The 17,607-nt window shown below is 59.9% G+C and carries 16 protein-coding genes; 9 read left to right on the forward strand and 7 right to left on the reverse strand.

From position 1 onward, the window contains the following. Positions 1–16: 16 nt before the first annotated feature. The gene (locus AB4O23_RS11410) at positions 17–910 is read right to left on the reverse strand and encodes a DMT family transporter (protein ID WP_161979888.1); all 894 of its coding nucleotides are present in this window, start codon (positions 908–910) and stop codon (positions 17–19) included. Between the two features lie 160 nt (positions 911–1,070). On the opposite strand from AB4O23_RS11410, the gene AB4O23_RS11415 reads away from it, so the two are divergent. After that, positions 1,071–2,495, forward strand: coding sequence for an aminotransferase-like domain-containing protein (locus tag AB4O23_RS11415; protein WP_460063223.1), 1,425 nt, complete (start codon positions 1,071–1,073; stop codon positions 2,493–2,495). Between the two features lie 53 nt (positions 2,496–2,548). Here AB4O23_RS11415 and ppsR read toward each other — a convergent pair whose 3' ends face one another. Beyond that, positions 2,549–3,367, reverse strand: a complete 819-nt coding sequence (gene ppsR, locus AB4O23_RS11420) for a posphoenolpyruvate synthetase regulatory kinase/phosphorylase PpsR (RefSeq protein ID WP_003193298.1) — start codon at positions 3,365–3,367, stop codon at positions 2,549–2,551. Between the two features lie 178 nt (positions 3,368–3,545). On the opposite strand from ppsR, the gene ppsA reads away from it, so the two are divergent. The 8 genes from ppsA to AB4O23_RS11460 all read left to right on the forward strand — a co-directional run bounded on the left by ppsA (position 3,546) and on the right by AB4O23_RS11460 (position 11,643). Next, positions 3,546–5,921: a phosphoenolpyruvate synthase gene (ppsA, locus tag AB4O23_RS11425; RefSeq protein ID WP_017527454.1), complete on the forward strand. Its 2,376-nt coding sequence runs from the start codon at positions 3,546–3,548 to the stop codon at positions 5,919–5,921. Between the two features lie 106 nt (positions 5,922–6,027). Beyond that, entirely contained in the window at positions 6,028–7,017 is a 990-nt protein-coding gene (locus AB4O23_RS11430) for an alpha/beta fold hydrolase (RefSeq protein WP_065878210.1), read from the forward strand. Between the two features lie 187 nt (positions 7,018–7,204). Further along, positions 7,205–7,696 carry a ribonuclease E activity regulator RraA gene (gene rraA / locus AB4O23_RS11435; protein ID WP_068932263.1) on the forward strand — a complete coding sequence of 164 codons (492 nt, stop codon included), beginning with the start codon at positions 7,205–7,207 and terminating at the stop codon, positions 7,694–7,696. Positions 7,697–7,721: 25 nt separating this feature from the next. Then, positions 7,722–8,717, forward strand: coding sequence for a zinc transporter ZntB (locus AB4O23_RS11440; RefSeq protein WP_460150485.1), 996 nt, complete (start codon positions 7,722–7,724; stop codon positions 8,715–8,717). An 87-nt stretch (positions 8,718–8,804) separates the two neighbouring features. Then, the gene (locus AB4O23_RS11445) at positions 8,805–9,050 is read left to right on the forward strand and encodes a hypothetical protein (protein ID WP_017527458.1); all 246 of its coding nucleotides are present in this window, start codon (positions 8,805–8,807) and stop codon (positions 9,048–9,050) included. 2 nt (positions 9,051–9,052) lie between these two features. After that, positions 9,053–9,877: a mechanosensitive ion channel family protein gene (locus tag AB4O23_RS11450; RefSeq protein ID WP_460063230.1), complete on the forward strand. Its 825-nt coding sequence runs from the start codon at positions 9,053–9,055 to the stop codon at positions 9,875–9,877. An 87-nt stretch (positions 9,878–9,964) separates the two neighbouring features. Continuing rightward, positions 9,965–10,555, forward strand: a complete 591-nt coding sequence (gene sigX / locus AB4O23_RS11455; protein ID WP_003175518.1) for an RNA polymerase sigma factor SigX — start codon at positions 9,965–9,967, stop codon at positions 10,553–10,555. Positions 10,556–10,662: 107 nt separating this feature from the next. After that, on the forward strand, positions 10,663–11,643 hold the full coding sequence (locus AB4O23_RS11460) for an OmpA family protein (protein ID WP_017527460.1): 981 nt from the start codon (positions 10,663–10,665) through the stop codon (positions 11,641–11,643). 59 nt (positions 11,644–11,702) lie between these two features. Here the strand turns inward: AB4O23_RS11460 and cobA are convergent, their stop codons facing one another. The 5 genes from cobA to AB4O23_RS11485 all read right to left on the reverse strand — a co-directional run bounded on the left by cobA (position 11,703) and on the right by AB4O23_RS11485 (position 17,379). After that, positions 11,703–12,446, reverse strand: coding sequence for a uroporphyrinogen-III C-methyltransferase (cobA, locus tag AB4O23_RS11465; protein WP_065878206.1), 744 nt, complete (start codon positions 12,444–12,446; stop codon positions 11,703–11,705). A gap of 24 nt (positions 12,447–12,470) precedes the next feature. Beyond that, positions 12,471–14,141, reverse strand: a complete 1,671-nt coding sequence (locus AB4O23_RS11470) for a protein kinase domain-containing protein (RefSeq protein WP_460063233.1) — start codon at positions 14,139–14,141, stop codon at positions 12,471–12,473. Further along, complete coding sequence (locus tag AB4O23_RS11475; RefSeq protein ID WP_017527463.1) at positions 14,141–15,352, reverse strand: nitrate/nitrite transporter; 1,212 nt, start codon at positions 15,350–15,352, stop codon at positions 14,141–14,143. Before AB4O23_RS11475 ends, AB4O23_RS11470 begins: the two co-directional genes overlap by 1 nt. A gap of 211 nt (positions 15,353–15,563) precedes the next feature. Beyond that, on the reverse strand, positions 15,564–16,139 hold the full coding sequence (locus tag AB4O23_RS11480; RefSeq protein ID WP_017527464.1) for an ANTAR domain-containing response regulator: 576 nt from the start codon (positions 16,137–16,139) through the stop codon (positions 15,564–15,566). A 13-nt stretch (positions 16,140–16,152) separates the two neighbouring features. Continuing rightward, positions 16,153–17,379 carry a CmpA/NrtA family ABC transporter substrate-binding protein gene (locus AB4O23_RS11485; RefSeq protein ID WP_017527465.1) on the reverse strand — a complete coding sequence of 409 codons (1,227 nt, stop codon included), beginning with the start codon at positions 17,377–17,379 and terminating at the stop codon, positions 16,153–16,155. Positions 17,380–17,607 lie beyond the last annotated feature (228 nt).

The raw sequence follows: 17,607 nt of genomic DNA on the forward strand, positions 1-17,607 counted from the left end.
CGTAGTTGTGGGAGGGTCAATTTTTCTTGGCCAGGAGTTTTTCAACGGGCAACTTGGTGATTGCGAAGCCGGCCAGCAGGATGGCCGAGTACAGCATCAGGTCGCGGGAAATCGACACGCCTTCGTACCAGGCGCCGATGATCACCGCGAACACCGGGAAGATGATGAATACGAACGACAGGATGATCGGGCTCAAGCGCTTGAGCAGCATGAAGTACACGATGAACCCGCCCACCGAGGCCACCAGCCCAAGGTAGAACAGCGCGCTCCAGGAGCGCAGGGTGATGTTTTCGAAGGTGGGCGTTTCAAACCACAGGCCGGCCACGAACAGCATCAGCCCGGCAATGCCGATGGGCAGGGTGTTGTAGGTGATGACGCTGATCGCGCTGCCTTTTTGCTTGGTGATGACATAGCACAAGGCATGCATGATCGCGGCAGTGAGAATCGCCAGTACCCCTAGGAACTCGGCGTGGTCCAAATGCAGGCCCTGGCTCTTGATGATCATGTACAGGCTGCCGAAGCCGATACCGATACCGACCACCTGGGAAAAGTAGATGCGCTCGCGCAGGAACAACGCGGAGAAGATCAGGATGAAGACGGGCATGCAACTGAACAGCAGGGCAGTGAGGCCGGACGAGACATGCATCTCGCCATAGTTGAGCAGGTAGTAGGGCACGCTGAAGTAGGACAGGGTCACGAATACGAAGAACCATCGGCTTTCCCTGGGAAACAGGATCGGCTCGCGGCGCACCATGGCAAAACACAGGAACAGCGGAAACGCGATAAGAAAGCGCAGGCCGGCGGAGGTGAGGGGTGGCACGCTCTCCACGGCGATTTTGATCCCCAGCCAGGTAGTACCCCAACTCAGGCAAACGATAAGAAACATCACACTGGTCACCAGCCCGGCCAACCACTGTTTTTGGGTTTTGGTTTTGGCGGTGTTTTCGATAACGGCGGACATTGGCATCGTTTATTGCTTCCCTGAGCCGGAATTGAACTCTATATTGAGCTTGTAATGAGTTGTAAAAATCGGCGATTGAACCCGTAAAAGCACACTATTAGGGCGAAAGATGGCTGTCAAAACAAATATTGACATGGTGTCAATTATGCGTGAGGGCTTGTCCAACGGGCAGGGCGTGAAGTACAAGCGCCTGTCTGATGTCATGGAGCGGGGCATCCTCGAAGGCTTGATTGAACCCGGACGAAAACTGCCGCCCCATCGGGTGCTTTCCGACAATTTGGGGGTGACCATCGGCACCATCAGCCGGGCCTACGGCGAACTGGAGCGCCTTGGGTTGGTGGTGGCGCGAGTCGGTGACGGTACTTTCGTACGCAAGCGTGGGATGGAACGCCAGCGCGATGAAGGCTTTCGCAACGTCAGCGAGGAGCCGCGCCAGTATTTTGATATGAGTCGCAACATGCACATCCCTGGGCAGGAAACGACCTTCCTGGCCCAGAGCTTCCAGACCCTGTCGACTAATGCCAAATTCCTCCAGGACATCAGCGCCTACACCCCCGATGCCGGGCTGCCGCGTTATCGCGATGCCGGCGCGCAGTGGCTGGTGCAGCGTGATTTTCATCCGATTCCCGAGCAGGTTATCTGCGTCAATGGCGGCCAGCATGGTCTGCTCTGCTCGATGATGGCGCTGTTGCGTGCCGGCGACACGGTGGTCACCGAACAGTTGACGTACCCAGGGCTGATCACTGCCGCGCGCATGCTCGGCATACGCCTGATCGGCCTGGAAATGGACGAAGAAGGCGTGTTGCCGAGCGCGCTGGATGAAGTGTGTCGTAACCATCGGATTTCGGCGTTGTACTGCACGCCGACGATCCAGAACCCCACCACCGCGGTGCTTTCGGTGGCGCGCCGCGAAGCGTTGGTCAAGGTATGCCGCGAACACAATCTGCTGATTCTTGAGGACGAAGCCCACGGCGTGCTGGTGGAAGACCGGCCGCCCCCCCTGAGCCATTTCGCGCCCGAACGGACGATTTTGATCAGCAGCCTGAGCAAGGCGGTGTCCGCGGGCTTGCGGGTGGGTTACGTGCATGCGCCGCCGGCGCTGGTCAGCCGGATTTCGGCCGCGCTACGTTCAACCTGCTGGATGGCCACGCCGGTGACCCTGGAGTTGGCCACGCAGTGGATCGAGAATGGTACGGCCGAATACCTGCTGCGCCAGCAGATCACTGAGATCAGTCGGCGCAAAGCCCTGGTGCGTGACCTGTTGGCCGGCCTGGCGTACCGCACCCACCTCAACAGCCCGCACTTTTGGATTGAGGTACCGGAGCCGTGGCGTGCATCGGAAATCGACGCGGAGCTCAAGCAGCACAATTACCTGATCGCCACCGCCGAGGCCTTCGCCGTGGGGCAGACGGCGGTGCCGCAGTTTATACGGGCGAGTATCTGCAATACGTCAGGGAATGATCAGTTGTTGCGGGCAGGGTTTGATGCGTTGGCGACGGCGTTGGGGCAGGGTGGGGGCAGGTTTCATCTGTAGATCCGAATGTACACCGACCCACCTTTGGGAGGGGCTGCTGCCCCTCCCACAGGTTATTTGAAGCGCCGCTCCACGCCTTTCTCCACCAGAATCTTCGCCGAAATCTCTTCCACCGAAAAATGTGTGGAATTGATGTGCGCAATATTCTCGCGCCGGAACAAATTTTCTACTTCGCGCACTTCGAACTCGCACTGGGCGTAGCTGGAGTAGCGGCTGTTGGGCTTGCGCTCGTTGCGGATGGCCGTGAGGCGGTCCGGGTCGATGGTCAGGCCGAACAGCTTGTGCGAGTGCGCGCGCAGGGCGGCCGGGAGCGTCAAGTGCTCCATGTCGTCCTCGGTGAGCGGGTAGTTGGCCGCGCGAATACCGAATTGCATGGCCATGTACAGGCAGGTGGGCGTTTTGCCGCAGCGCGACACGCCGACCAGGATCAGGTCGGCCTTGTCGTAGTAGTGGGTACGTGCACCGTCGTCGTTGTCGAGCGCGAAGTTAACCGCCTCGATACGCTCCATATAATTGGAGTTATGCCCAATGGAATGGGACTTTCCGACAGAGTATGAGGAATGTTCACTCAGCTCCTGCTCCAGTGGCGCCAGGAACGTCGAGAAAATGTCGATCATGAAACCATTCGACGTTGCGAGAATCTCACGAATGTCCTGGTTGACGATGGTGTCGAAAATGATCGGCCGAAAGCCGTCTTTTTCAGCCGCCAGATTGATTTGTTGTACCATGGCCCGCGCTTTATCCACGCTGTCGATGTAGGGGCGCGTGAATTTGGCGAAGGTAATGTTTTCGAACTGCGCGAGCAGGCTTTGACCCAGTGTCTCGGCTGTGATGCCGGTGCCGTCGGAAATAAAGAAAGCAGATCGTTTCATTTGAGCCCTGGGCCTTAAGCTGATGGCGAATCTTGGATATGATAGGCGCGATTTTGCCGTCCCGCAGTGGGCCGCATTCTCACTTATTTTCCAGGTCCAGGCCACAAGCGCTGGCGAACGCTCCTACTGAGCAGCCGGCGTCCTGAGCTTTTCCAACACAGAAAGTGGAGAGATCACCTTGGTAGAGTACGTAGTTTCCCTCGATAAGCTCGGCGTCCATGATGTAGAGCACGTAGGGGGCAAGAACGCATCCCTCGGCGAGATGATCAGTAATCTTGCAGGCGCAGGTGTGTCGGTGCCCGGTGGTTTCGCCACCACGGCCCAGGCTTACCGCGATTTCCTCGAACTGAGCGGCCTGAACGCTCAGATCCACGCCGCGCTGGATGCCCTGGACGTCGATGACGTCAACGCCCTGGCCAAGACCGGCGCCCAGATCCGCCAATGGATCATGGAAGCCGAGTTCCCTGAAAAGCTCAACGAAGAAATTCGCACCGCCTTCGCCACATTGTCTGCGGGCAACCCGGACATGGCCGTTGCAGTGCGCTCCTCGGCCACCGCCGAAGACTTGCCGGACGCCTCTTTCGCCGGCCAGCAAGAGACCTTCCTGAACATCCGCGGCGTGGAAAACGTGATCCGCGCAGCCAAGGAAGTATTTGCCTCGCTGTTCAATGACCGCGCTATTTCCTACCGCGTACACCAGGGCTTCGACCACAAGCTGGTGGCCCTGTCTGCCGGCGTGCAGCGCATGGTGCGTTCGGAAACCGGCACCGCCGGCGTGATGTTCACCCTCGATACCGAATCCGGTTTCCGTGACGTGGTGTTTATCACCGGCGCCTACGGCCTGGGCGAAACCGTCGTACAAGGCGCGGTGAACCCGGACGAATTCTACGTACACAAGCAAACCCTCGAGGCCGGCCGTCCGGCCATCCTGCGCCGCAACCTGGGCAGCAAGGCCATCAAGATGATCTACGGCGACGAGGCCAAGGCCGGTCGCTCGGTGAAAACCGTTGAAGTCGACAAGGCCGAGCGCGCGCGTTTCTGCCTGACCGACGCTGAAGTCAGCGAATTGGCCAAGCAAGCGATGATCATCGAGAAGCACTACAAGTGCCCGATGGACATCGAGTGGGCCAAGGACGGCGACGACGGCAAGCTCTACATCGTGCAGGCTCGCCCGGAAACCGTGAAAAGTCGTACCTCGGCCAATGTCATGGAACGCTACCTGCTCAAAGAGACCGGCACCGTGCTGGTTGAAGGCCGCGCCATCGGCCAGCGTATCGGCGCCGGCAAGGTGCGGATCATCAAGGACGTGTCCGAAATGGACAAGGTCCAGCCAGGCGACGTACTGGTCTCGGACATGACCGACCCGGACTGGGAACCGGTCATGAAGCGCGCCAGCGCCATCGTCACCAACCGTGGCGGGCGTACCTGCCACGCGGCGATTATTGCCCGTGAGCTGGGGATTCCAGCCGTGGTCGGGTGTGGCAATGCAACCCAACTGCTCAAGGATGGCCAGGGCGTAACCGTTTCCTGCGCCGAAGGCGATACCGGTTTCATCTTCGAAGGTGAGCTGGGCTTCGACATCAAGCAGAACTCCATTGATGCCATGCCGGACCTGCCGTTCAAGATCATGATGAACGTCGGTAACCCGGACCGCGCCTTCGACTTCGCGCAACTGCCGAACGCCGGCGTGGGCCTGGCCCGCCTGGAATTCATCATCAACCGCATGATCGGCGTGCACCCCAAGGCACTGCTCAATTACGACGGCCTGCCGCCAGAGATCAAAGACAGCGTCGACAAGCGCATCGCCGGCTACAACGACCCGGTGGGCTTCTACGTCGAGAAGCTGGTGGAAGGCATCAGCACCCTGGCAGCGGCGTTCTACCCGAAAAAGGTCATCGTGCGCCTGTCGGACTTCAAGTCCAACGAGTACGCCAACCTGATCGGCGGCAAGCTCTACGAGCCGGAAGAAGAAAACCCGATGCTGGGCTTCCGTGGCGCCTCGCGTTACATCAGCGAAGCGTTCCGTGACTGCTTCGAGCTTGAGTGTCGCGCACTGAAGCGCGTGCGTAATGAGATGGGCCTGACCAACGTCGAGATCATGGTGCCGTTCGTGCGCACCCTGGGCGAAGCGAGCCAGGTGGTGGACCTGCTGGCTGAAAATGGCCTGTCCCGTGGCGAAAACGGCCTGCGCGTCATCATGATGTGCGAACTGCCGTCCAACGCCATCCTGGCCGAAGAGTTCCTGGAGTTCTTCGACGGCTTCTCCATCGGCTCCAACGACCTGACCCAATTGACCCTGGGCCTGGACCGCGACTCGGGGATCATCGCCCACTTGTTCGACGAGCGTAACCCCGCGGTCAAGAAGCTGCTGGCCAACGCCATTCAGGCCTGTAACAAGGCCGGCAAGTACATCGGTATTTGCGGCCAAGGCCCGTCCGATCACCCTGACCTGGCCAAGTGGCTGATGGAACAGGGCATCGAAAGCGTCTCGCTGAACCCCGATTCGGTGCTGGAAACCTGGTTCTTCCTGGCCGAGGGCCAGGCGTCCGCCTAAGGTCGCTACGTCAAAAGTGCCGGTCACTCGTTGAGGGTGACCGGCATTCTTATCTGTACAGGGCGGGAATCCTTGCGGACGCCGCCCTTTTTTGTGCAAGAGCATTATGCAAAGCAGCAGCAATTTGTTTCCTGTCGCCTTGATCAGCGCTGAACGTCGTGGCGACTTGAGTGAAGACGTGTACCGCCTCAAACCCGGTAACAGCCCCGACGGCACCGTCGAGCTGGCGGTTACCCGGTTGGGCCTGGCCGATGTCGCGCAAACCCGCGGCACCCCGGTTATTTTGTTGCATGGCAGTTTTTCCAATCGGCGCTTCTGGTACTCGCCTAAGGGCATCGGCCTGGGCGCCTACCTGGCGCGGCAGGGGTTTGATGTGTGGATCCCGGAAATGCGCGGTCATGGCCTGTCCAAACGCAACCACGACTACGTCAAAAATCGTATCGCCGATTACGCGCGTTACGATTTACCGGCCATCGGTGCGTTTGTGCGTGAGCAAAGCGCGCAAATTCCGCACTGGATCGGCCACTCCCTTGGCGGTATTACCCTGGCGGCCGCCCTTGGTGGGCAGTTTCTGGGGGCGCCGGCGGTGGCGTCGGTGGCGTTGTTCGGCTGTCAGGTAAGCCGTACCCACTGGCCGTTGAAAATTCCACCGGTGGAGTGGGGCGGCCGTTTCATTCTCAAGCGTCTTGCCCAACTGTCCGGCCCGCGATTCAAACGGGGCCCCGAGGATGAACCGGCCGGGGTGATGATCGAGGCCATGCGCTGGAACGGCCTGTTCGGGCGGTTCGGCGACCGCGAGCGTGACTGGTGGAAGGGCCTGGCGGACGTCGATGTGCCGCTGCTGGCAGTCAGTGCCGTGGGCGACCAACAGGACCCGGACTGGGCTTGTCGCAAGCTGTTCGAGCAGGTCGGCGCCGAGCATCGGCAGTACCTGTGCCTGGGGCGCCAGCAGGGTTTTAGCGGAGATTTCGGCCACGTGGAGATGCTGGTCAGTAAAGCCGCCCAGGTCGAAGTGTGGCCGTTGGTCGAGCGCTGGTTGAAAGACCCGCTCACACCTTTATTTGCGGCGCCGGCCGAGGCTTTGGCGCCGGTCTGATGCAGGGCTCTGCCATGGGCGTTTCGCTCCTGCAAGGTTGCGGCTAAGATATGACGCGTTAAACGCTTCTGGTCATATTCAGTCGCTTCGCCGCTATTGCGTTGCGGTGAAGCGGGTGGGATGTTGCGCGCCGGCCTCGCTGGCGCCTCTTTCGAAAGACACTTCTTTGGCAGAAAGGAATTTTTCAATGAACCATTACGTGACCCCAGACCTGTGCGACGCCTACCCGGAACTGGTGCAGGTGGTCGAGCCGATGTTCAGCAATTTCGGCGGCCGTGATTCCTTTGGTGGTGAAATTGTCACCATCAAGTGCTTCGAAGATAACTCGCTGGTCAAGGAACAAGCTGACCAGCCGGGTGCCGGCAAGGTATTGGTAGTCGACGGTGGTGGTTCTCTGCGCCGCGCGTTGCTGGGCGACATGATCGCCGAAAAAGCCGCAAAAAATGGCTGGGAAGGCCTGGTGATCTACGGTTGCATCCGTGATGTCGATGTCATTGCCCAGACCGATCTGGGTGTGCAGGCCCTGGCCAGCCATCCAATGAAGACCGACAAGCGCGGTATTGGCGACCTGAACGTGGTGGTCACCTTTGCGGGTGTGACGTTCCGCCCGGGCGAGTACATCTACGCCGACAATAACGGTGTGATCGTCTCGCCAAGACCGCTGAAAATGCCTGAATAAACAGCAATAGCCGACAGGGGTGAGGATGTTCGAGGAAGAAAACGCGCAATGGGGGCTGGTGCATGCCCTGGTGCTGGACGGTAAAGGCGGTGCGCGTTCGATTGCCCGGACTGAGCTCGACGACCTGCAACTGCAGCCCCAGGAAAGCCTGTGGTTGCACTGGGATCGCAGCCACCCCCAAACCCAGACCTGGCTGCGCAAATCCAGTGGGCTGAGCGAGTTCGCCTGCGACCTTTTGCTGGAGGAAAACACCCGCCCGCGCTTGTTGCCGTTGCCGGAGGCCGAACTGCTGTTGTTTCTGCGCGGGGTTAACCTCAACCCAGGGACCGAGCCGGAAGACATGGTCTCGGTGCGCATTTTCGCTGCCGCCAGCCGCGTGATCTCCCTGCGCTTGCGCCCGCTGCGCGCCACCGATGAGCTACTGGTGGAGCTGGCGGACGGCAAAGGCCCCAAAACCGCGTCTGAACTCATCCTTTATATGGCGCAGTACCTGACCAATAAAGTGCAGGATCTGGTCACGGACCTGTCGGAAGTCGTGGATACCGAGGAAGAAAAACTCGATACCGACGAACGGTATACGCCGGAGCACGGCAGCATTTTGCAGATCCGTCGGCGCGCGGCCGGGCTCAAGCGTTTCCTGGCGCCGCAACGGGATATTTTTGCCCAGCTCACACGCATCAAGTTGCCATGGTTTTGTGACGACGATGCCGACTACTGGAACGAATTGAACAACAGCCTGACGCGTTACCTCGAGGAGCTCGAACTGACCCGAGAGCGCGTGGGGCTTGTGCTTGAGGCCGAAGACCGGCGCTTGAGCGTGCGCATGAATCGCACCATGTACCGCTTCGGGATCATCACCGGAATTTTCCTGCCGATGAGTTTTTTGACCGGCTTGCTGGGGATCAATGTGGGCGGCATACCGTTATCGACGAGTCCTTATGGATTCATGGTTGCTTGCCTGTTGATGGTGTCGGTCGCCCTGGGACAATGGTGGCTATTTCGACGATTACGCTGGGTTTGAGCTGAATATGACCTGAACGTAGGAAGGGTCTCATGTGACCCGACGAATTTTACCCTCGTCTTTTAAAACACTTGCGAGAGGTCTTTTATGCACGATCCGTTCGAACAGTCTTTGCGTGACATGCTCAATGCCTCGCCGTCCAACCGCGACGACGATGCTTGCCTTGGCCGCGTGTTGAAAACCGCCAACCGGCAGGTGGGGGCGGGTGATCTGTTCGGTCTGCTCGGTCGCTGGCTGCCTGCGTTGATGATGGCCCTGAACAACGGTTCGGCCCACGTATCGCCGGTTTCCCGTCATAAACCTCTTGCTCGCACTGCTGATAAGGCTGATTGAATATGGAACTTGATCTCTGGACCCAGAGCCTGGTCACCGCGATGACCGCATTGTGGACCAAGGTGGCGAACTTCATTCCCAACCTGTTTGGTGCGTTGGTGCTGGTATTGCTGGGCTTTGTCGTGGCCAAGCTGCTCGACACCCTGCTATCGAAGTTGCTTGCGAAACTAGGCCTTGACCGCCTGATGGCGGGTACCGGCCTGACCAAGCTGCTGGGGCGCGCCGGGTTGCAAGTGCCGATCTCCACATTGATCGGCAAGATCGTTTATTGGTTTGTGCTGCTGATTTTCCTGGTTTCTGCCGCTCAATCCCTTGGACTCGAGCGAGTTTCAGCTACGCTCGACATGCTGGCGCTGTATTTGCCGAAGGTTTTCGGCGGCGCGCTGGTGCTGCTGGTAGGCGTTCTGCTGGCGCAACTGGCCAATGGGCTGGTGCGCGGCGCCGCCGAAGGCGTTGGGCTGGACTATGCCGCCGACCTGGGGCGAATCGCCCAAGGGCTGGTGATCATCATCAGTATTTCGGTCGCGATCAGCCAATTGGAAGTCAAGACTGACCTGCTGAACCACGTGATCGTGATCGTTTTGATTACCGTTGGTCTGGCTGTTGCGCTAGCCATGGGCTTGGGAAGTCGGGAAATTGCCGGTCAGATCCTGGCTGGAATCTATGTGCGTGAGTTGTATCAGGTGGGGCAACACGTACGTGTGGGCGAGGTCGAAGGGCAAATCGAGGAGATCGGTACAGTCAAGACGACGGTGCTGACCGACGACGGCGACCTGGTGTCGCTGTCCAATCGGATTCTCCTGGAGCAGCAGGTCAATAGCCGCTAATCCGGCAAACCCTGCTAATGTACGCCGCCGCAAACCCGGCTGACCGGGCTGTAGCGGACATTGACCTGACTGTCGGCACGACTTGTTTTGAATAAAGCCCAAACGCTGTCCACGCGCTATGACCCCCGTGAGCTCTCTGATGAGGAGTTGGTCGCGCGCGCGCACACGGAGCTGTTTCACGTAACTCGCGCGTACGAAGAATTGATGCGCAGATATCAACGCACTCTGTTCAACGTTTGTTCAAGGTATTTAGGGAACGATAGAGATGCGGATGATGTCTGTCAGGAAGTGATGCTCAAGGTGTTGTACGGCCTGAAGAACTTCGAGGGCAAATCGAAGTTCAAGACCTGGCTATACAGCATCACGTACAACGAGTGCATCACGCAGTATCGCAAGGAACGGCGAAAGCGTCGCTTGATGGACGCGTTGAGTCTTGACCCCCTTGAGGAGGCGTCTGAAGAAAAGGCGCCGGCACCCGAGGAGAAGGGCGGACTTGATCGCTGGTTGGTGTATGTGAACCCGATTGACCGGGAAATTCTGGTGCTACGTTTTGTCGCAGAGCTGGAATTCCAGGAAATCGCTGACATCATGCACATGGGTTTGAGTGCTACAAAAATGCGTTACAAGCGTGCTCTAGATAAATTACGTGAGAAATTTGCGGGCGAGACTGAAACTTAGTGCGTGGCAAATATCTCTTACGTGTAGGCAAGTTCTGTTAGACTTGTCGCCGAGTTGTCCCCCGGTTTGTGGGACTGCTTTACAATCACCAGATGGGGATTTAACGGATGAAACTGAAAAACACCTTGGGCTTGGCCATTGGTTCTCTTATTGCCGCTACTTCTTTCGGCGTTCTGGCACAAGGCCAAGGCGCAGTTGAAGGCGAGCTGTTCTACAAGAAGCAGTACAACGATAGCGTCAAGCACATCGAAGACGGCTTCAACCCTGGCGCTCGCATCGGTTACTTCCTGACCGACGACCTGTCCTTGAACCTGTCCTACGACAAGACCAACCACACCCGTTCGAACGACGGTACTGGCAACCAGAAGATCAAAGGTGATACCGGCAGCCTCGTTGCCCAATATCACTTCGGTCAAGCTGGCGTAGACAGCCTGCGTCCATACGTAGAAGGCGGTTTCGGTCACCAGAGCCGTACCAACGTACTGGCTGACGGCCACAGCGGTCGCGACCAGACCACTTTCGCTACCGTTGGTACCGGTGTGAAGTACTACTTCACCAACAACCTGTACGCTCGTGCCGGTGTTGAAGCTGACTACGGTCTGGACAACGGCAAGTGGGACTACTCCGCACTGGTCGGCCTGGGCGTGAACTTCGGCGGTAACGCTGGCGCAGCTGCTCCAGCTCCTACCCCAGCACCAGCTCCAGAGCCAACTCCAGAGCCAGAAGCTCCAGTTGCTCAGGTTGTTCGTGTTGAGCTGGACGTTAAGTTCGACTTCGACAAGGCCGTTGTTAAGCCTAACAGCTACGGCGACGTGAAAAACCTGGCCGACTTCATGGCTCAGTACCCAGCTACCAACGTAGAAGTTGCTGGTCACACTGACTCCGTAGGTCCAGACGCTTACAACCAGAAGCTGTCCCAGCGTCGTGCTGACGCTGTTAAGCAAGTCCTGGTTAAAGACGGCGTGGCTCCTAGCCGTGTAACTGCTGTAGGTTACGGCGAATCCCGCCCAGTTGCCGACAACGCAACTGAAGCTGGTCGTGCTGTTAACCGTCGCGTAGAAGCGTCGGTTGAAGCTACCGCTCAGTAATCACTGAGATGTAGAAAAAAACCCGGCTCCGGCCGGGTTTTTTTTGCGTGAAATTTGTCTCAGGCACTTATCGCAGTTGCGACATAAGCCGCCTGTTCGGCGGCGGCGACACGGCCTATCACCAGGATGGCCGGGCTCTTCAAGGCAAATTCGTGTGCATCTTCCTGCATTCTCGATAGATCGCTGCGGCATTCGCGCTGCTGGGGCAGCGACGCATTTTCTATCATCGCGACAGGCATATCCGCGGCCATCCCGCCTTCCAGCAACTGCTGACGGATCTCTTCCAGCTTGGCCACGCCCATATAAATCACCAGCGTTGTGCCGCCTTCAGCCAAGGCACGCCAATTGAGTTGGCTGTCGTCCTGAGTGTGCGCCGTAACCAGGGTCACGCCGCGGCTGACACCACGCAATGTCAGTGGAATGGCGCAGTTGGTCGCGCCCGCCAACCCGGCGGTAATCCCGTTGACCAGCTCCACTTCGACGCCGCGCTCGCGCAGCCACATGGCTTCTTCGCCTCCGCGCCCGAAGATGCACGGGTCGCCGCCCTTAAGCCGCACCACACACTTGCCCTGGCGTGCGTAACGGAGTATCAGGCGGTGGATAAAGTCCTGCGGGGTTGAGCGGCAGCCGCCACGTTTACCCACAGTAACTACCCGCGCCCCGGTGCAGTGCTGCAGTACCACTGGGTTGACCAGGTCATCGATCAACACCACATCGGCTTCGTTCATTGCCCGTACCGCCTTGAGGGTCAACAACTCCGGGTCGCCGGGGCCAGCGCCCACCAGCCAGACTTTTGCATTCATGAGGGTTCCCTCGTGTAGATGAATTCAGCTATGAAAGAGTGAATACAGCAGTATCAGGTTGATCAGCAGCGACAGCAGCGCCAGGGTTCGCCAGACCTTCAACGGTTCGCGCTCCAGCAGTGACTCGGGGCGAATGCTCAGCTCGCGTCGATCGGCTTGCTCCAGCACCAGCAACCATTCTTCGGCGGTTTCGTAGCGTTGTGCAGGTTGTGCCGCCACGGCTCGCTCCAGGCTGAGCGGTAGCCAGTCCGGCAGGTCGGGGCGATAGCGGCTGGCGCTGAACGGCTGAGTGAACCTGGGCCGCTGGAAGGCTTCGATTTCGCCGTAGGGGTAGTGCCCGGTCAGCAGGTAATACAGCGTGACGCCAACACTGTATAAATCCTGCTGAGGCGTAGGACGCTCGCCATTGAAGGCCTCGGGTGCGATAAAGCTTGGGGTCCCGGGCAGCGCATGGGCTTGATCCTCTGAAAGGCCCGGGCAATATGCCAGCCCAAAATCCAGCACACGCAACTCACCGTCGTCTCCCAGCAGCAGGTTTTCCGGCTTGATGTCGCGGTGCAGGATCTGGCGGCGATGCAACATGCCCACCGCTCGCAGCAAGCGCTCTGCCACGCACTGCCACTGCGCCAGGGGTAACGGGCCCTGGCGCTGGAAAAGTTCGGCGAGGGTCTGTCCCCGATATTCGCGCATCACGTAATACAAATGCTGACGCGCGCTGGCCGCATGAACTTCGGGAAACGCCCGACCGGCCACGCGTCGCAAGAACCATTCTTCCGCGAGCAGGGCCTGGCCGGCGTCGCTGTCGTTGTCGCGGTTCAGCGGCAGGGTTTTCAGGAGCCAGGGTTGCTGCTGGGCATCGCGTACTCGGTATAACAATGACTGGCGGCTTTGCGCCAGCAGGGCGTCTACCTGCCAGCCCTCGAAGTGTTGGCCGGGTTTCAAGGTCGGCGGCACGGGCCACTGCTGCAAGTGCACCAGGGCATCGCCCAGCGTGGCTTCGCCGAGGGTATCGATGCGCACCAGCAGGGCGCTTGCATTGTCCTGGCTACCGGCCAGGTGCGCCGCGTTGACCAGCGTGTTTACCGCCAGGTCCAGGTCAGTCTGCTCGCGCAGGATCGCGCGGATGCTGTGATCGCCCAGGGTGGCCCAAACGCCATCGCTGAGCAGCAGGAAGCATTCGCCCTCACGCAATTGGCCGTCGAGAAAATCCAGCACCAGGTGTTGATCCAGGCCAAGCGCACGCTTGAGCACATGCTGCATGCCCGGCTGCTCCCACACGTGATCTTCGCTGATGCGCTGCAACTCGCCGTCTAGCCAGCGATACGCCCGACAATCGCCCACATGCGCCAGGGTGAAACGTTGCCCGCGAAATACCAGGGCGCTGAGCGTGGTCAGCAACGGCTGGCCACCGCCATTGGCCTGCAGCCAGCGGTTTTGCGCCAGCAGCAAGCGTTCCAGTGCCTGTGCCACGCCCCAGGTTTGCGGCGTGGCGTAGTAGTCCATGGCCAGGGCCTGTAAGGTCGAGCGGGCAGCCAGGCCACCGTCGGCGCATTGGCTGACACCGTCGGCCATGGCGCACAGGTAACCTTTGCTTGCGGCCAGTTCCGCCACGGGCGTGACCACCCGCAGCGCGTCCTGGTTTTCTGCCCGGGGGCCGATGGCGCTGGCCTGGGCGACGCTCAGTTGCAGGCTCATCAGACGCGCGCAGCAGTCACGGCCGCCGAGCCCCAGGTGGTTCTCCAGCGACGCTTGACGCCATGCAGGCCGAACCAGGCCAGCACGCCCAGGCTGGCGAACAACCACAGGGCCAATTGATAGCTGCCGGTGCTTTGCTTGATGGCGCCCATCCCGGCGGCGAGGGCGAAGCCGCCGATGCCGCCGGCCATGCCGATCAGGCCGGTCATTACGCCGATTTCACGCCGGAAACGCTGTGGCACCAATTGGAATACCGCGCCGTTGCCTGCGCCCAGGCCGAGCATCGTGCAGACGAAAAGTGCCAGCGCCGCGTAGGAACTGGGCAGGTTGAAACCCACCGCCGCAATGCAGATTGCCGCCACGCTGTACATGCCGAGCAGGGTACGGATCCCGCCGAAGCGGTCGGCCAGGGCACCGCCCAGGGGGCGCATCAGGCTGCCACCGAACACGCAGGCGGCGGTGTAGTAGCCTGCGGTCACCGGGCTCAGGCCGTACTGGTCGTTGAAGTAACCGGGAAGGGCACTGGCCAGGCCGATAAAGCCGCCGAAGGTTACGCTGTAGAAAAACATGAACCACCAACTGTCGCGGTCACCCAGGGCCTTGAAGTAGTCAGCCATGGATTTCGCTTTAGGGCGCTCAGGCGCATTTTGCGCCAGCCAGGCGAACACGATCAGGGTCAGGATCAGCGGAATCAGTGCGAAACCGAATACATTGCTCCAGCCAAACGCCGCCGCCAGCACGGGCGCCAGCAAGGCCGCGAACACGGTGCCCGAGTTACCGGCACCGGCAATGCCCATGGCCTTGCCCTGGTGTTCCGCCGGGTACCACTGCGAGGCCAGGGGCAATGCCACCGCGAAGGAAGCGCCGGCCATGCCGAGGAACAGTCCCAGCAGCAACGCTTGCTCGTAAGTGTGAATCCCCAGTTTCCAGGCGCCGAACAACGCGACGATCACGATGACCTGACCCATCATCCCGGCGGTCTTGGGCGACAGCTTGTCGGCCAGCATGCCCATTAAAAAGCGCAGCACCGCACCCGCCAGGATCGGAGTGGCCACCATCAGGCCGCGTTGCTGGGTGGTCAGGTGCAGGTCGGCGGCAATCTGCACCGCCAGCGGGCCCAACAAATACCAGACCATGAAGCTCAGGTCGAAATACAGGAACGCGGCAAACAGGGTCGGGGTGTGCCCGGATTTCCAGAAGCTTGATTTCATCACGCACCTCAACGGTTGGGAGTCTTGTAAGAAGGCCTGGTGATGGAGTCGCCGGCTGAGGCCACCCCACCGGCCCCCATGACGGGGGCCAAAAACGAAAAAACGCCGCCACCGGGTTCGCGTGGGCAAACCGGATGTGCGACGTCTTTGTCGTGGAGGGGCAACCGCCGTTGGTTACCTGTGTTGATTGTTTAGCAAGAGATGAGCCAAATCAGCCGAGCAACTCGCTCATGGCGATAATCTGCTCAGCCACCTGGATCAGTTTCTGCTGGCGGCTCATGGCCTGGCGGCGCATCAGGGTGTAGGCCTCTTCCTCATTGCAGTCTTTCATTTTCATCAACATGCCCTTGGCCAGTTCGATGCGTTTGCGCTCGGCCAACTGTTGGTCCCGGGCCTGAAGCTGGGCGCGCAGGGCCTGGTCGCTTTCGAAGCGGGCCATTGCCACGTCGAGAATCGGCTGCAGGCGCTGGGCCTGGATACCTTCGACGATGTAGGCGCTGACGCCAGACTTGATTGCCTGGCGCATCACATCCGGGTCATGTTCATCGGTAAACATCACGATCGGCCGGGGTTGGTCGCGGCTGACCAGCACCACCTGTTCCATCACATCGCGGCCCGGTGACTCGGTATCGATCAGGATCACGTCCGGGCGCACCGTTTCGACGCGTGCCGGCAGGTCGATGGTCAGGCCCGACTCATCGATCACCTCAAAACCGGCTTCGATCAGTGCGGTTCTGAGGCGTCCGACCTTGCGCGGGGTGTCATTGATCAACAGGATTCGCAGCATGGAAGTACTCCTGTCAGCGCAAGGCTTGGCGGCTGGCGTGATCGGCCAGCGCATGCAGGCGAAAGCTGCGGGCGTAGTCGGCCGGGTCAGAGCCATCCCACACCTTGCCGTCGATCAACTGGCTGCTGCGCATGTCGCGTTGCGCTGCACTGATGCCCAACGCCTCGGCCGCCTGGCGATACAGCGCCAGTTGCTGCACCTGGCGCGCAACGCCCAGGTAGTCGGGGTCGTCGCGCAGCAGGCCCCAGCGGCGAAACTGGGTCATGAACCACATGCCGTCTGAGAGGTACGGCAGGTTTACCTCGCCGTCAGCAAAAAAGCGCAGCGCGTGGGGGTCTTGCCACTGGTTGCCCAGGCCGTCGTCATAAGTGCCCAGCAGGCGCGGTTCGATGCAATTGAGCGGGGCATCCAGATAGTCACGGCCGCTGAGCAACTGCGCGGTGGAACGGCGGTTTTCGGTGCTCTCTTCTATAAACCGGCTGGCTTCGAGGATGGCCATCACCAATACCCGGGCGGTATTGGGGTATTGGTCGACGAATGCCTGGGTGCAGCCGAGCACTTTTTCCGGATGATTGGGCCAGATCGCCTGGGTGGTCGCCAGGGTAAAGCCCTGGCTTTGCGCGACTGCGCTGGCGCTCCAGGGTTCGCCGACGCAAAAGCCGTCGATACGCCCGGCCTGCAGGTGTGCAACCATTTGCGGGGGCGGGACCACGACGCTGTCCACGTCCTGCAACGGATGAATGCCTTGGCTTGCGAGCCAGTAATACAACCACATGGCGTGCGTGCCTGTGGGAAAGGTCTGGGCAAAGGTCAGTTTTGTTCGGCTTTGGTGCACGTGGCGGTCCAGTGCCTCAGGAGTGACCACCCCCTGCTGCTGCAGGCCGTGGGAGAGGTTGATGCTCTGGCCGTTCTGATTGAGCCCCATCAATACCGCCATCTCGGTGGGCGCGACGCCGCCGATACCCAGGTGCACGGCATAGATCAACCCGTACAGGCTGTGGGCGGCGTGCAGTTCGCCGCTGACCAGTTTATCCCGCAGGTTGGCCCATGAGGATTGGCGCTTGAGGTTCAGGGTCAGGCCATAGGGCTGGGCGAAACCCTGGGTCGCGGCCACCACCAGGGACGCGCAATCGCTCAAGGCCATGAAGCCCAGGTCGAGGCTGCTCTTTTCCGGGGCATCACTGCCGTTGACCCATGCCAGCGGGTCGTTTATCGGGCTGTTGCCAACCGAATCGCTCATCAACACCTACCTTTTCTTTCAAAAAAAAGCGCCGTTCCCGCAGATGACGGTGCACGTCATGGCGGGTAACGACGCCTTTGTCCATCAGCCCGCTCCGCCGTTGGTGCGCGCTTTGATACGGAGTGCATAGCAAGGCACATGCCACGGGCCGGCAGGGGCAATCGCTCGTCAACTTTCCATCAAGATTGAAATCGGGCTGGCTCTCAGTATGGCCGCTTCTTAAACCCA

Source organism: Pseudomonas sp. H2_A10, assembly GCF_054680085.1.